Origin of the sequence: Vibrio sp. WZ-1 (assembly GCF_052037695.1) — a bacterium.
In the GTDB taxonomy this organism is placed as follows: Bacteria; Pseudomonadota; Gammaproteobacteria; order Enterobacterales; family Vibrionaceae; genus Vibrio.
In genome coordinates this window covers 39,707-54,490 of sequence record NZ_JBQEQR010000059.1, presented here as the reverse complement: position 1 = coordinate 54,490, position 14,784 = coordinate 39,707, and the positions used below count along the sequence as shown (strand labels likewise).

Here is a 14,784-nt window from a genome sequence, read left to right as displayed (position 1 = left end):
TTAAAAATCTTAAAAAATTGAGGAGATAAACGAGGCAGCCAAATCGCTGCCTCAGTTTGAATTACGCGCTAGCGGTTTCTAACTCGCCTTTCATTTGCGCACGCTTATACAGCACAAGCGTCAGCGCTACCGGGACAACAATCGCCACCAACATCGCCAGAGCAAAGACACCCCAGAACTGTGGTTGGATTGACAAGATGCCCGGCAAACCACCCACACCGATACCGTTCGCCATCACACCTGCGCTGCCACAGATAGCGGCGGCAATCGCACTGCCGATCATCGCACTCAGCATTGGGAACTTGTATTTCAAGTTGATGCCGTACATCGCTGGCTCAGTCACACCAAGGTAAGCAGAGATAGCCGCAGGCACTGAGATATCACGCTCGCCATGTTTTTTACTGATGATAATGATGCCGACTACTGCAGACGCTTGAGCAATATTTGAAAGTGCAATCAGAGGCCAAATTGGCGTACCGCCTAGCTCTTGCATTAATTGAAGGTCAACCGCGTTGGTGGTGTGGTGAATACCGGTAATCACCAATGGCGCGTATAAGAAGCCGAAGATGGTTGAGCCAATCATTGCGAAGTCACCCGTCATGGCTGCTTTTGCTGCGAAAGCAACGCCGTCACCCAACATACGACCGAATGGACCAATGATAGAGTGGGCAAGAATTACAGACACAATGATAGAAACAAACGGCACGACCACTAGGTAAAGGTAAGACGGAATGATGCGCTTTAAATTGGTTTCAATAAATGCCAGTGCAATACCGGCTAACATCGCTGGAATCACTTGCGCTTGATAGCCCACTTTCTCGATGGCGAATAAGCCAAAATCCCATACTTCGGGCACTTGCTTACCAATCAGATAGGCGTTCATTAACTGTGGCGAAACCAGAGTGACACCCAATGTGATACCCAGAATCGGAGTGCCGCCGAGCTTTTTCACTGTCGACCAACACACACCAACCGGTAGGAAGAAGAAGATCGCCTCACCAATTAGCCATAAGAAAGAGTGTACCGTAGCCCAAAACTGGCTGATTTCCGTTAGTGTTTGACCATCAAACATCTTGATGTCGCCAATCACGTTACGGAAGCCAAGAATCAGACCACCGGTGATGATCGCTGGTAGCAGTGGTACAAAGATTTCTGCAAGGTGGGAAATACCACGCTCAACGATATTCATGTTTTGACGAGCGGCGTTCTTAGATTCATCTTTACTCGCTTCACTTTTACCGCTTAGCTCGATCAGTACCTTGTATACCTCATCGACTTCCGTGCCGATCACTACTTGGAACTGACCTGCGTTGGTAAAGCAGCCCTTCACCATAGGCAGTGCATCTAACTGTTTTGTATCGGCTTTTTCAGTGTCATTTAACACGAAACGTAAGCGAGTTAAGCAGTGGCTTACACTGGCAATATTGTCCGATCCCCCGACCAGCTCAATAAGACGCTGTACATCTTGACGCGCAATCTTACTCATAACTTTGTCCACCCTGTATTGGATACATTCAATTCATCGTTTTATTTTTATAATGGGAACATTCCCATTTGATAATTTTAATAGTGCCATTTCGCATTCAAAAACAAAATGGGAACAGTCCCATTAATTGAGAATGATCACAGTATAATTTTAGAGCAGATCATCGAAAGGTGGATTAATGACGAATAGGCTGCTGGGTAAAATGCACCACAGACTCATCACCATTTAATTGATTAATCAGCATGTTAGCGGCTTTTTCACCAGCATGAGAGTAGCCTGGATCTACGCTGAAGACATTAGGGAAGAGAAAAGAAAGTAATTCGTTGCCACCGACACCAGTAACCACCACATCTTCACGTCCTACTTCTTGCAGACGTTTAATTACACCGAGAGCAATGGTATCACTGGCACAAGCGATGGCTTGCGTATCGGATTGAAGGACTTGATCCACCAGCTGATAAGCACTTTCGTGGTTGAGCTTACCGGTTTGAAAGCGAGGTTCGATGCGCTTTTGCTCGCACCAAGATTGGTAAGCATTTAGGCGAGCAAGACCTGTGGTGCGGTCTTCCGGATCAACACCAATGTAGGCAATACGAGAAATAGATTGTTGTTCCAGATGAGAGAGCGCCATATCGATAACGCCTTGGTTGTCGTAGTTGATCGAGGAGACCATTTGCGTGTCCATCGCGATCACGACAATGCGATTGCCCCACTCCGCTAACGCCAGCTCATCACATCCAGTAAAGCCAAACACGATCACCCCATCGACATTGCGACGCTTAAGAACGTCCAAGTGCTCGTTGGTTTTATCGCGATCGAACTGGCTCTCCATGATCACCACGTCGTATCCTGCTGAGTACAAAGCGTTGAGCATAGTGCCGACGGCGCGGTTTTCTGATGGTGAATCCAAACGAGAAATGATCACGCCAACCACTTTCTGACTGCCACCACGCATCGACTGTGCCGATTTGGATGGCACGTAACCTGATTCACGAATGATTTGCTCTACCTTCTCACGCGTTTGCGGTTTTACCTTGGGATCATTGGTAAGCACACGACTGACCGTCGACTTGCCCACGCCAGCCAATTTCGCGATATCAAGAATGGTGAGTTTTTTGCTCATAAGTGTTCAGACTAAAAGAAGGAATCAAACAAAAGGGAAGCAGCGGCTTCCCTTATCTCAATCAGTAATGAAGATTACTTGTTTAGGTACGCAGGCACGTCTGCAATGCTATCTAATACTACCGTTGCAATCGCTTCGCCTTGTTCCGTTACTGGCTTACCAGTGCGAACCAAAATCTTAGTGCCAACGCCTGCCGCTTCTGCTGCCATCATATCTTCGGCTTTGTCGCCGATCATCACAGATTTCTCCATGTCGATCTTCAAGAAGTCACGTGCAGAAATGAACATGCCTGGTTTTGGCTTACGGCACTCACAATCTTGCTTGTACTCACCAATGCCATGTTCAGGATGATGTGGGCAGTAGTAGATGCCATCGAACTCAACGCCATTATCAGCGAAGTTCCAGTCCATCCACTGAGTCAGAGACAAGAAACGGTCTTCGCTGAATTTACCACGTGCAATGCCGGATTGATTGGTCACAAGCACCAACAGGTAGCCTTTATCTTTCAGCGCTTTCGTCGCTTCAAAGACACCATCAATGTACTCAAAATCATGTTCGTCATGAACGTAGCCGTGGTCAACGTTGATCACGCCGTCACGATCGATAAAAACAGCAGGTTTTGCCAAAACGTATTTCTCTATTTACTCGGTTTCATCAGATTATTACATACCTTATTAGCACTCACACTATCTAATTGGTGTAAGTAGGTGACAAAACTGTTGATTTGTCACCCGAGAATAGGTAAATCTTGAGTATCCCTCTTATAAGCTCACTTCCGCTGAACGACCTCTGTTTTACTTTCCCAACAGAACATCCATACATTTAGACGTCTAGACGTAAAAATATCTATTGACTTAAACCAGCTTAACCCATAGCATCAACTGAGAATTGAGATAGAGTTCAAAATTTACTCCTGTTAAAAGCCGTTTTTAACAGCGAAGTTCCCAGTATCTCTGTGCAGGTTGAAACATGATAGAAATAAAAAACGTCAATAAAGTGTTCTACCAAGGCAGTAAGGAAATTCTTGCCCTTAAGGACATTAACCTAGATATCGCGAAGGGCACCATCTTTGGTGTTATCGGCTCATCGGGCGCGGGTAAAAGTACCCTGATCCGTTGTGTAAACATGCTGGAAGCCCCAACTTCGGGTTCCATCATCGTAGATGGCGTTGACCTAACCAAATTAAGCAAAAAGCAATTGGGAGAAACTCGCCGCAACATCGGCATGATCTTCCAACACTTTAATCTGCTGTCGTCTCGCACCGTTTTCGACAATGTCGCACTCCCTCTTGAGCTAGCAGGTAAAGACAAAGCGCAAATCACAACAAAAGTGACTGAGCTTCTTAAGCTCGTTGGTCTTGCAGACAAACATGAAAGCTACCCAGCAAATCTAAGTGGTGGTCAAAAGCAGCGCGTGGCGATTGCTCGTGCATTGTCATCAGACCCTAGCGTGCTGCTGTGTGACGAAGCAACCAGCGCGCTGGACCCTGCAACGACTCAGTCCATCTTGGAACTACTAAAAGAAATCAACCGCAAGCTCGAAATCACCATTCTTCTGATCACTCACGAAATGGAAGTGGTTAAGAGCATCTGTCACGAAGTGGCGATCATCGGTGATGGTGAGCTGGTAGAAAAAGGCACCGTTGGTGAAATCTTCGCCCATCCGAAAACTGCACTGGCACACGAGTTCATTCGCTCTACTTTGGATCTTTCTATCCCAGAAGATTACCAAGCACGCTTACAAACCACGCGCGTAGAAAACAGCTACCCATTGGTTCGCCTAGAGTTTACTGGCGCAACCGTGGATGCCCCTCTGATGACGCAAATCGCACGTAAGTACAACATCGACGTGAGTATCCTAAGCTCTGATCTGGATTACGCTGGCGGCGTGAAGTTCGGCATGATGGTTGCGGAACTGTTTGGCAACGAAGAAGACGATAACGCAGCGATTGAGTTCCTGCGTGAGCACAACGTGAAAGTAGAGGTACTTGGCTATGTCCTTTAATACGATTTCTGAATGGTTGAGCTTAAATAGTAACCTACTTCTAGGTGCTACGTGGGAAACTCTTTACATGGTTGCTGTTGCGGGCATCGTTGGCTTTGCGGTTGGTATTCCACTGGGCGTAATTTTGCACACCACTAAAAAAGGTGGCTTGCTGGAAAACACCAAACTCAATCGCATACTTGGCGCCATCGTTAACATCGGTCGCTCGGTTCCTTTCCTAGTACTAATGGTTGCGATTATTCCAGTAACCAAACTGTTGGTTGGTACCTTTATCGGTACAACAGCAGCGATTGTTCCTTTAACCATCGGGGCTATCCCATTTGTGGCGCGTCTGATCGAAGGTGCACTGCTGGAAGTACCATCAGGTTTGGTTGAGGCAGCGCAATCTATGGGCGCGACGCCAACACAGATCATCACAAAAGTTCTGCTTCCTGAAGCAATGCCGACTATTGTTAACTCAGTAACCATTACTCTAGTAACGCTAGTGAGCTACTCAGCAATGGCGGGTACGGTAGGCGGCGGTGGTCTTGGTGACGTAGCTATCCGTTATGGCTTCCACCGTTACGACGTAGTGATCATGGCAGTAACCGTCGTGATGCTGATTGTTCTAGTACAAATTATTCAGTCTATCGGTGATGCCATCGTACGCCGTGTAGACCACAGATAAGAATTGAAAATACCAATTATAAGGAGATAAAGATGAAATTTAGCCTTAAGAGTCTTTTGACTGTTGCAACCGCCGCTTCTGCACTGGTTCTTGCAGGTTGTGGTGATAAAGAAGTCGACGCAAACAAAGTAAAAGTTGGCGTAATGGCTGGTGCAGAAGCACAAGTTGCTGAAGTCGCAGCAAAAGTTGCTAAAGAGAAATACAACCTGGATGTTGAGTTGGTTACCTTTACCGATTACGTAACACCAAACGCTGCGCTGGATGACGGCTCAATTGACGTAAACGCATTCCAACATAAGCCATACCTAGATCAGCAAGTTAAAGATCGAGGCTACAAACTAGTAACGGCTGGCAACTCTTTCGTATACCCAATAGCTGGTTACTCTAAGCAAGTGAAATCAGTGGATGAGATCGAAGAAGGCGCACGTATCGCGGTTCCAAACGATCCAACTAACCTAGGTCGCTCTCTTCTGCTTCTTGAACAACAAGGTCTGATCGAGCTACGTGATGGCGTTGATCTATTAGCAACGGTACGTGACATCGTAGGTAACCCGAAAAATATCACTATCGTGGAGCTAGATGCAGCACAGCTTCCACGCTCTCTAGATGACGTTGCGGTTTCTATCATCAATACCACTTACGCAAGTTCTATTGACCTGACTCCTGAGCGTGATGGCATCTTCGTTGAAGACAAAGAGTCTCCATACGTAAACCTAATCGTTGCTCGTGAAGACAACGTTCAGGCAGCTAACGTACAAAACTTCGTGAAAGCATACCAAACAGATGAAGTTTACGAAGCTGCGAAAGACATCTTCAAAGGTGGCGTAGTTAAAGGTTGGTAATCCCCTCTTTCTACAAAACTTAAATACTAAAAAGGGCGCTCATCGGAGCGCCCTTTTTGCATCTGTTTTAATTATATACTTAGAACAACTGAACTTCGTCTTCCTTGATGTTCTTTTTCACCTGTTCAGCCTTCGCATCCACTTGAGGATGTTTGAACACATAAGGCGCTAAAAATGCCGTAAATGGAATGGTAAGCACAATCCCCACACTACCCGCCAACGCATTCACTACCGCCAACCCCACCAGCGGCATGTTCATAAACTGGCTAGCGGGCATATTAAGCCCCCACACCATCATGATGGTCGTTAACGAGCCACCAGCAAATGCCAAGATTAAAGTGTTGGTCATGGTGCCCATGATGTCTCGACCGATGTTCATTGATGCTTTAACCAACTGTTTTGGTTTTAGTTTCGGATCGGTTTGTTGCAGCTCCGCATACGCCGACGCAATCGAAATCGCGACATCCATAACCGCGCCAAGCGCCGCGACGACAATGGTCACGAACATTAACCAACGAATACCCATTTTCACTGAGGTGAGGTAAATCACGTCTTCGCCTTTGTCGAGGTAAATACCCGACAAGTGGGCCATTTCGCCAAACCACTGCGCCATTACACCCGCAGCTATCACACCCAATAACGTGCCGCCCATGGCGCACAAACTCTTCCGGTTATAGCCAGAAACGAGAATAAAGCTGACCACGATGATCACCACCATCAATAAGATACTGACCAACATCGGATTCCAACCCGCAAAAATACTTGGTACCAATACGCCAACGATCAAGGCAGCAGTGAAATAGAGCGCGACCATCGAATTGATGCCCTCTTTCTTACCAAAGCTCAGCAGCAGCGCACAAAACAGCGCAAGCATAAGGTAAATTGCGTCTGAGCGTTTGTGGTTATACGCCCAATAAACGGTACCATTGGTGGTTTCGCGGATCATCATGATGAAGGTATCACCTTCACTGACATATACGTTGTGCTGGCGACTAAGAGGATTGGTGACTTCCACCTCTAAGCCTTCGCTCTCTCCTTCAAGAATTTTTGCCATGAAGACTTGTTTACCTGTCATCACATCCGGCACGAGCGGATCAGGCGCAACATGGTTTGAAATCGAACGCGTGACAGTTGCTTCAACAAACTCTTGCTTCTGGCGCGATTTAGGACGGAAATCTTCACTCCACGAAGAAGAAAACTGAAAGATAAGTGTGGAGACAAGGATAATAAGTAGGGTGAAACCCCAACGGTTATAGATTTTTTTGATCATGAAGCACTCTTCTACATCACTCACTCAAACCATTATTGCGTTAGGTGAGCAAAATTAGGCGCGGTATCGATTACCGCGCCCACATGCAGGGTTAATGAGCTGGATTACAGCCTGCCACTTTCTCATCAATGGTCGCCGCATCTTTGTTAGGGTTAACAAAGTAGCTTGATGAATCATTGATGTTCACAGACTTAACAATCGCTGGGTATTTCGGGTTCTCTAAGTCAATAGAGACGCAGATTTCCATGTTCTTCAATTGCTCCCAAAGCGCTTTGCCTTCACCATCACGCAATACTGTGATCTCACCGCTTGGCTGGTATTGAGTGAATGCCCAGTTGCCAACATTACCACTGAAATCAGCGACATCAATTCCGTTGTTCTTCTCAACATAAGCGGTCAACATATCGCGAATTGCGTAAACTGGCTCATTCACAGAATCGTAGAACACGTCATCTTTGTCTGCCCAACCAAACTTCTGAATTTGCGAACCAAAGCGGTAGCTGTTCATCGCCACTTTGTAAGTCGCATTTGGATCAAACTGCTCGCCACCGATACTGGTGATGTTCACGCGGTTACCTTCGTTAGTCACCGCATTATTCTCATCTAGCTCAAGTGATTCCTTGCTTAAATCTACCGTGAACTCGATGTCACCATCAAACTGGTCGTATAGATAAGCTGGTGCGCCTTTCTTGAACGATACGGTAATATCACCCGGCTTGTATTGATTAAAGTAAGAGTAAGACCACTCAATAAAACGTTTCAGGTTCGCACCTGTCATCTCTACGCCAAGCAAAGTGTTATCGTACTTGTACAAATTGGTCGACTTACCTTTGGTGTAGACTTCATTATCAATTAGGTTAGATTGATCAGAGAACAGTGATGCTGCAGATACAACAGCCCCTTTACCCTCACCCACAGCCGCTTCAATTTGCTGCATTTGGATCTGGTTAATCACATCCATCAATGGTGTATCAACCACTTTAGCAAGGTGAATAGTCGAGTACAGACGCTCTGCGGTGTAGCTGTAGTCTGTCGCCGTCGCTTCATCTTGGAAGCCTGTTGCGCTTGGCGTAAAGTTACCAATCACACGACCGAGCTCACGCGTCGCATCTTCAACTGAGATATCATGCACGTATTGGAATTTCGCTTGTACCGCTTTATCTTCTTCCACTTTCTTCGTGCCAATATTGGTTAATGTTGTGTCCACCATGGTCCACTTGCCATCAACTTTTTTCAGCTCAATCTCAGCTTTCGCAAGGTAAGCACCCCATTTACCTGGCTCAATGATTTTCACGCTTTGGGTACGGTTTTCTTGGTTGTACTCACCAGATTTAGCTTTGTCTTCGATTAGAGAATTATCACCACCAATTTCTGACGTTGCTTTGCTGATTGGCGTAACCGTACCATCTGCATTTACTTGCTCGATGTAGTTTGCGTGTTCGTGGCCCGCTAGAATGACATCAAATTTATCCGCCATTGCTGAAGCAATCTTATAAACACCCACGCCACCATCTTCTTGACGGCCAAGGTGAAGTGCACCAACAATCACATCTGGGTTGTATTCAGCAACTAACTGATCAACGGCTTCTTTGGTTGCATCCAATTCGTTCTCAAACTTCAAACCTTTGAAGTGATCCGGCGCAGATGCTTCCCAGTTAGGCACGTTTGATGGTGTTAGACCAACGATCGCCACTTTCACCCCTTCGACTTCAAACATTTGGAACGCACGAATGTAGTTCACATCGTTGCTTTCCCATTTGATGTTAGATGACAGCACCGCACCATTAAAATGATTTAAGTTACGATCGATAAACGAACGCTCAAAGTTGAATTCATGGTTGCCTGGTACCCACACGTCAAAGCCCAGAGAGTTCATGCTCTCTACCACTGGGTGAGTTGGATCGTCATTGAATAGCTGTGCAGAGTTACCTTGAACCGTATCACCAATATCAATCAGGATCATATTTGGATGAGCGGCTTTTTGATCTGTAAGTAAGGTCGCTACACGAGTGACACCTGCGTCATCGTCTTCCGCATTCAACGCGTAGTCAAAGCCAAATAAACGACCGTGTAAATCCGATGTTGCTGCGATGGCGATCGTCACTTCATCAGCTTGCGTCGCTTCACCTTTTACCACCATATCAGGCGTGTTAGTTAGCGTTTTACCCTCTGCGACAACCGGACTGTAATCCGACGGTACATCTACATATTTTGTTTCATCATCGTTACAGCCAGCCATCAAACTGACTACGGCGATACAGACTAAGCTTCTTTTAAATAAAGTCATTTCAATTCCTTCCAGATTATTTTTATATATTTTCGGAAGGGGCCCTCTTCCCAAAACCTTAAATAGGATAGGGATATTATTTGAAATTTTTGAGAAGCAAACGTTTCAATGCTTACAAATCATGCAGATGCGTTACATTTTTCTTTGAACATGAACACAGGTCACAAACTAGGGGATGAGAAGTATCCTCAAAAAAAATGACTTCAAAACAACGTATTGATACCGCAAATAATATGAAAAACCAATTAAGCAACCACCTCTCATTTGTACGGGATAAAAAAAAGCTGGCATAAATGCCAGCTTCTAAAAATGAACTATTTTATGTGATCCCAAGAGATGTTGGAGACAATTCTGCAATCATCACATTTGAAATAAAAGATGTCGTGCAGCGGTTCGTCGAGCAACCAGTCACCATCACATTTTGGACACTTACGTGATTTTTCCGCTTCAAGTGATTCACCACCAACTCGATATTGGTAATAGTATGTCGGAATCTTAGTGATGTATTCGATACGACCACGTAAGTCCCAACCGCGGCGGAACAGCACACTGTCAGCATCACAGATTTCATGCAGTGCAGCGTGTTCAGCACGGCAGCCGCCCGCCATTTGAATTTCATCGCACGCTTGCCATTCAGTTTGCCATTTCACTACCGCTTTGTGGTCGCCATTCAGTGTCGCGCCGTTGCGATAAAGAGGGATTGGCAACAGTGTTTCGCCACTGCGCAGAGGAGAACAAGTATGCACGTATGTGGTGTACAGCACTTGCCAGCTTGGTGTTTCTTCTTCAGCCGCTTCTTCTGAATTTAAATCACGACCCAACATGCGCATTTTCGGTGCCAACAGTGACGCTTCTGACAAGCGGTTCATGCATACCTTCACGAAGTCAGAATGGTAGCGCGGGTGTAAACTGTCTTGTTCTGGGCAAACCACACGAACATAAAACTCGCCGTCACCCATTACGATAGGGAACTCACGTCCAAGCACCTGACCGTTATAACGCAACGCATCCATCAGACCATTAATCGCTTTATCAACCGCGCTTACGGTGGTGTTATCAAAACACTCAAACTGCAACTCAACAACGTACATGATTACACCGCTGCCTCAAGTTTGCTTAGAAACTCCGCTAGCGTCTCTGCTAGTACGTCACGCTTATCTGAACCCAAGCGCTCAAGAATCACATTACCAGTTAGGTTGCAGATTGAAATCACATCCAGCTCTGCGTCCGTTGCAGCGATAAATACTGTTGGCTTTAGCTTTAAACGGCGCTGGGTCACAAGGTGACCAAGGATGTTCTCTTGCAGCCGAGTGAAATCATCGTCACTCCACACTTGCAGCAGCGTCAGTTCATTACCTTGCCAAGTCGCGTCCATATCCGCGCTGTATTGAGAGCCGTAGAAAAGCTTAATGTCTTCGTGCAGTGTCAACTCAATTGCGTTCTCAACGTTAGTGAAATCCGCCATTTCTTCACGTGGGAATGCTTTCCACAGTACTGCCCCATCGCGCTTCTCTTCTACACATGGAGAAACAAGATCAGCAAGCTCTTCACTGCGTGGCAGTTCATTGTGCTCGTCTTGCCAAGCTTGTTGGTAGCGCAGGCTAAAATCCTGTAGAGCCTGAGGAACGGATTGGGTCATGAAGGTCTCCTGGTTTGATATTTATCAGGTCGCGGTGTCTGCCGGATGGCAATTAATCAGCGGATTCAGTAAAATTCTCGTCATTCTAATCGAAAATGACCACAAAGTATGAGCAAATATTCTGACGCTAAAGAGCTGGCCGGCCTGACGCTTGGTAAAAAGACCGAGTACGCAAACCAATACGATGCAAGCTTACTGCAACCTGTGCCTCGCAGCCTAAACCGAGATGACTTAGAGCTTGGTGACAGCCTACCGTTTTTAGGCCATGACATCTGGACTCTATACGAGCTATCTTGGCTAAACAGCAAAGGCTTGCCTCAAGTGGCGGTTGGCGAAGTGTACATTCCAGCGACCAGCGCCAACTTGATTGAATCAAAGTCGTTCAAACTGTACCTAAACAGCTACAACCAAACCCGTTTTGCTACTTGGGAAGAAGTGACTGAGCGTCTAACGCAAGATCTATCGGCATGTGCAGGCGAAGCGGTACTTGTGGAAGTAAACCCAGTTAACCACTACACCAACCAACCAATCGTAACGATGGAAGGTGAGTGTATTGACGACCAAGACATCGAAATCACCAGCTACGATTTTGACGCAGCACTGCTTGAAGGCGCAGCAGGTGAAGAGCAAGTAGAAGAAATTCTCCACAGCCATTTGCTTAAATCAAACTGCCTGATCACCAACCAACCTGACTGGGGCAGCGTAGAAATTCGCTACCAAGGCGCTAAGCTTGATCATGAAAAGCTCCTTCGTTACCTCGTTTCATTCCGTGAACACAACGAGTTCCACGAACAATGTGTTGAGCGTATTTTCACTGATTTAATGAAGTATTGCCAACCAACGAAACTAACGGTATTCGCGCGTTACACTCGCCGCGGAGGTTTGGATATCAACCCTTACCGCTCAACGGAACAAGACAAGCCAGCACACAATAACCGCATGGCGCGTCAGTAACCTGAGTAGATAATTAAAAGTGCTTGAGTTCCACACTCAAAAACTAATTGCTTAAATACTCAAAAACGCCCAGCTATCTGTTGGATTGCTGGGCGTTTTTCTCTACTATTGCTTATTCAAAAATACGTACATTACGACACAGTTCGAGGGAACGAAAAGGATGTTTTGGGACAGTTCGCGTCTATTCAGGCTGATTGGCTTTCTTTGCTTATGGTTAGCGCAGCCACTTCACGCGACCATTTTATCTTCTACTTTGCTTAATGAAGCTCAGCAATTAGCTGAGATTGAACCTTCACAAGCCAAACAAGTCGCCAAAAACTACCTTTTACAACGTGAACTGACTGACCGAAAAGAAAACGGTAGCCCTTCTGCAATGTCACGTGAAGAAACTGATCGTAGTATTCGCACTCCTAGCAGCACCATTGAAGCACATAAAATCATCGCGCAAGCTGATTATGCTATGGGCAATATTAAGGGAGCCATCGACAATCTAAACGAAGCTGAACAACTCGCCATCGAATATCAACTTCCCTACCTAAATCTAGATGTGCAGCTCATGCGCAACCAAATGTTATGGATGAATGATAAAAACTACGCGGCGGCGGAAGATAAACTCGCTCAAGTCGAACAGCAGATTGAACAAGCTAACCCCGTTTTACAGCGCACCGACAGTGTACGATACCGTTTGGTGATGCAACGAGCATTACTCGCATCCCACAGCGGCAATTTTGTCGAGGCCGAACGCTGGTATACAGAAGCCAAAAACATGCTGGCCGATAACCGTTCTGACATCACATTAATTGACTACCATACTGCCGTTGGCGAGTTTTATCTCAACTACAAAAAATACAACTTAGCGTTATCAGAGCTACTTTTCGGTTATTGGCAATCGATTGAAAGTGATAACGGCGCACGTCTTGCAAAAGTAAACCGACTACTAGCGCGTCTATTTCGTGAGAGACGAGTCTACGACAAGGCCATAGAGTACCTTTCGCAAGCTGCTGACTTTTATGATAGCTACCCAAACTCACCTATTTTAGCGGATGTTCTTGAGCAAATGGGTGATGTTTACTTCTATCAAGGTAAGTTCAATCTTGCCCTCGTTCACTACTTCAATGTTCTGGACCATGACAGCACCGCAAAAAATATTGAACGCATCATTAAACTCCGTCTCAGCCTTGCCGCCACTTATCTTCAACTTTACAACTATGCGCTGGCAGAACAATACCTCGATCGCTCTTTAGATTTACTCGAGTACGCAAAGATACCTCATTTGGAAGCGAAAGCGTCATTGCTTAAGTCTGGCCTTGCGTATCACCAAAATGACAGCAAAAATGTGATAAATAATGCCCAGAAAGCCCTCGACCTCATTGAGATAGCGCAGGACGATACTGGCTTCATCAAACAACAGTCATACCGATTGTTAGGTTTAGGTTATGAGCAAGCTGGCGAATATCAACTTTCTTTGCAAGCGTACAAAAAATACACCAGCTTAGTTCGCTTAGAGCAAAAGCAACTTAACCAGATCAGTGAGGATGCCTTCCGCCAGCAAAAAGAATTTGCCGAACAAAGCATCCACTATGTAGGCCAAGCGGATCGCTTGGCTCAAGTAGAAATGGAGCATCGTAAGTTCCAGAAAATATCATTCGCATTGTTTATCACTGTTCTGGTGATGTTTTTGTTTATTATGCGTCGCGGCGTAATCATGCAACGCCAAACGAATGAAATAGAGAAACTGCGCAACGATCTATTTACCCACTCACGTTCACGCTTGCGCAACTTACGTATGCTCAACGTCAAACTATCGCGCTCACTGCAAAAATCCAGCGAGACTTTCGAGCAATGGCAAATGGGAGAGTTAATCCACGAACCTCTCAACGACCGCTTACGCTTTGTGATGATCGATTTACCATTCTTACGCAGTATGTACGTTCAGCACGGCTACAAAGCAGGTTTGGAGCTAGAACGCGCATTCGGAGAATTCTTAGCGGAGCGCATTAACAAACCGACTCGTTTGTACCACTTCTCTGATGCAAACCTGCTATATATCGAACCAAATGCTGATCGTGACGCTTCCGCAGAAGCCACTTTTGAGAAATTCCAAAGCTGGGTAGATGAATTCGCAGAGCAGCACAATGTAAATAGAATTATCCGTATGGGCATCAGTGACTACCCATTTTTACCTCGGGCTTATACCGCAATCAACGATGAAGAATTGCTTGATCTGCTGCTATTGGCCACACACATTGCCCGAGAGGTCAGCTTAAAAGACAAAGCAAGTCACTGGGTATTTTTGAAAGCCATCGACAATGCACCAGCGGCAAGCTTTGCAACTGGTGACATACGTACGGCATGCCAACACGCTATAAACCAAGGGCTAATAAAGATCCACTCTTCGTACCAGAATGAGGACAACCTCAAAAAAATATTAAAAAGTGGGTAATTAAACAGCGGTTAAACACGATACCTAATGACGCTATAAAGTTTTTTGTTATTATCAGTTAATTGTCAT

Annotated in this window: 12 protein-coding genes; 5 read left to right on the top strand and 7 right to left on the bottom strand. The window is 45.7% G+C overall.

Annotated features, from left to right (window positions below):
- Nucleotides 1–61: 61 nt before the first annotated feature.
- The 3 genes from treB to gmhB all read right to left on the bottom strand — a co-directional run bounded on the left by treB (nt 62) and on the right by gmhB (nt 3,235).
- Nucleotides 62–1,486 carry a PTS trehalose transporter subunit IIBC gene (gene treB, locus ACTS60_RS05655; protein ID WP_440887457.1) on the bottom strand — a complete coding sequence of 475 codons (1,425 nt, stop codon included), beginning with the start codon at nt 1,484–1,486 and terminating at the stop codon, nt 62–64.
- 175 nt (nt 1,487–1,661) lie between these two features.
- On the bottom strand, nt 1,662–2,609 hold the full coding sequence (treR, locus tag ACTS60_RS05650) for a trehalose operon repressor TreR (RefSeq protein ID WP_440887456.1): 948 nt from the start codon (nt 2,607–2,609) through the stop codon (nt 1,662–1,664).
- Between the two features lie 74 nt (nt 2,610–2,683).
- Complete coding sequence (gene gmhB, locus ACTS60_RS05645; RefSeq protein ID WP_005381961.1) at nt 2,684–3,235, bottom strand: D-glycero-beta-D-manno-heptose 1,7-bisphosphate 7-phosphatase; 552 nt, start codon at nt 3,233–3,235, stop codon at nt 2,684–2,686.
- Between the two features lie 343 nt (nt 3,236–3,578).
- Here gmhB and metN point away from each other — a divergent pair, with 343 nt between their 5' ends.
- The 3 genes from metN to ACTS60_RS05630 are packed head-to-tail and all read left to right on the top strand — an operon-like array spanning nt 3,579 to nt 6,122.
- The gene (gene metN / locus ACTS60_RS05640; RefSeq protein ID WP_010446409.1) at nt 3,579–4,613 is read left to right on the top strand and encodes a methionine ABC transporter ATP-binding protein MetN; all 1,035 of its coding nucleotides are present in this window, start codon (nt 3,579–3,581) and stop codon (nt 4,611–4,613) included.
- Nucleotides 4,603–5,280: a methionine ABC transporter permease gene (locus ACTS60_RS05635; protein WP_440887455.1), complete on the top strand. Its 678-nt coding sequence runs from the start codon at nt 4,603–4,605 to the stop codon at nt 5,278–5,280. The genes metN and ACTS60_RS05635 overlap by 11 nt, the downstream gene beginning before the upstream one ends.
- A 32-nt stretch (nt 5,281–5,312) precedes the next feature.
- On the top strand, nt 5,313–6,122 hold the full coding sequence (locus tag ACTS60_RS05630) for a MetQ/NlpA family lipoprotein (protein WP_440887454.1): 810 nt from the start codon (nt 5,313–5,315) through the stop codon (nt 6,120–6,122).
- Nucleotides 6,123–6,201: 79 nt separating this feature from the next.
- Here ACTS60_RS05630 and ACTS60_RS05625 read toward each other — a convergent pair whose 3' ends face one another.
- From ACTS60_RS05625 to syd, 4 genes are all read right to left on the bottom strand, one after another.
- Nucleotides 6,202–7,392, bottom strand: coding sequence for a YibE/F family protein (locus tag ACTS60_RS05625; protein WP_440887453.1), 1,191 nt, complete (start codon nt 7,390–7,392; stop codon nt 6,202–6,204).
- Nucleotides 7,393–7,483: 91 nt separating this feature from the next.
- The gene (locus ACTS60_RS05620) at nt 7,484–9,679 is read right to left on the bottom strand and encodes a bifunctional metallophosphatase/5'-nucleotidase (protein WP_440887452.1); all 2,196 of its coding nucleotides are present in this window, start codon (nt 9,677–9,679) and stop codon (nt 7,484–7,486) included.
- 314 nt (nt 9,680–9,993) lie between these two features.
- Complete coding sequence (locus ACTS60_RS05615; protein ID WP_440887451.1) at nt 9,994–10,770, bottom strand: Zn-ribbon-containing protein; 777 nt, start codon at nt 10,768–10,770, stop codon at nt 9,994–9,996.
- Nucleotides 10,771–10,772: 2 nt separating this feature from the next.
- Nucleotides 10,773–11,318, bottom strand: a complete 546-nt coding sequence (syd, locus tag ACTS60_RS05610) for a SecY-interacting protein (RefSeq protein ID WP_440887450.1) — start codon at nt 11,316–11,318, stop codon at nt 10,773–10,775.
- A 108-nt stretch (nt 11,319–11,426) separates the two neighbouring features.
- Between syd and queF the strand changes: the two genes are divergently transcribed.
- Together queF and ACTS60_RS05600 are read left to right on the top strand one after the other, a co-directional pair.
- Complete coding sequence (gene queF / locus ACTS60_RS05605; RefSeq protein WP_440887449.1) at nt 11,427–12,272, top strand: NADPH-dependent 7-cyano-7-deazaguanine reductase QueF; 846 nt, start codon at nt 11,427–11,429, stop codon at nt 12,270–12,272.
- Nucleotides 12,273–12,432: 160 nt separating this feature from the next.
- Entirely contained in the window at nt 12,433–14,715 is a 2,283-nt protein-coding gene (locus ACTS60_RS05600) for a tetratricopeptide repeat protein (protein WP_440887448.1), read from the top strand.
- Nucleotides 14,716–14,784: the final 69 nt, after the last annotated feature.

Coding starts and splice junctions, on each gene's coding strand:
- treB (WP_440887457.1), bottom strand. CDS start 1,486: ATGAGTAAGATTGCGCGTCAAGATGTACAGCGTCTTATTGAGCTGGTC.
- ACTS60_RS05600 (WP_440887448.1), top strand. CDS start 12,433: ATGTTTTGGGACAGTTCGCGTCTATTCAGGCTGATTGGCTTTCTTTGC.
- metN (WP_010446409.1), top strand. CDS start 3,579: ATGATAGAAATAAAAAACGTCAATAAAGTGTTCTACCAAGGCAGTAAG.
- ACTS60_RS05635 (WP_440887455.1), top strand. CDS start 4,603: ATGTCCTTTAATACGATTTCTGAATGGTTGAGCTTAAATAGTAACCTA.
- ACTS60_RS05615 (WP_440887451.1), bottom strand. CDS start 10,770: ATGTACGTTGTTGAGTTGCAGTTTGAGTGTTTTGATAACACCACCGTA.
- ACTS60_RS05620 (WP_440887452.1), bottom strand. CDS start 9,679: ATGACTTTATTTAAAAGAAGCTTAGTCTGTATCGCCGTAGTCAGTTTG.
- ACTS60_RS05630 (WP_440887454.1), top strand. CDS start 5,313: ATGAAATTTAGCCTTAAGAGTCTTTTGACTGTTGCAACCGCCGCTTCT.
- queF (WP_440887449.1), top strand. CDS start 11,427: ATGAGCAAATATTCTGACGCTAAAGAGCTGGCCGGCCTGACGCTTGGT.
- syd (WP_440887450.1), bottom strand. CDS start 11,318: ATGACCCAATCCGTTCCTCAGGCTCTACAGGATTTTAGCCTGCGCTAC.
- treR (WP_440887456.1), bottom strand. CDS start 2,609: ATGAGCAAAAAACTCACCATTCTTGATATCGCGAAATTGGCTGGCGTG.
- ACTS60_RS05625 (WP_440887453.1), bottom strand. CDS start 7,392: ATGATCAAAAAAATCTATAACCGTTGGGGTTTCACCCTACTTATTATC.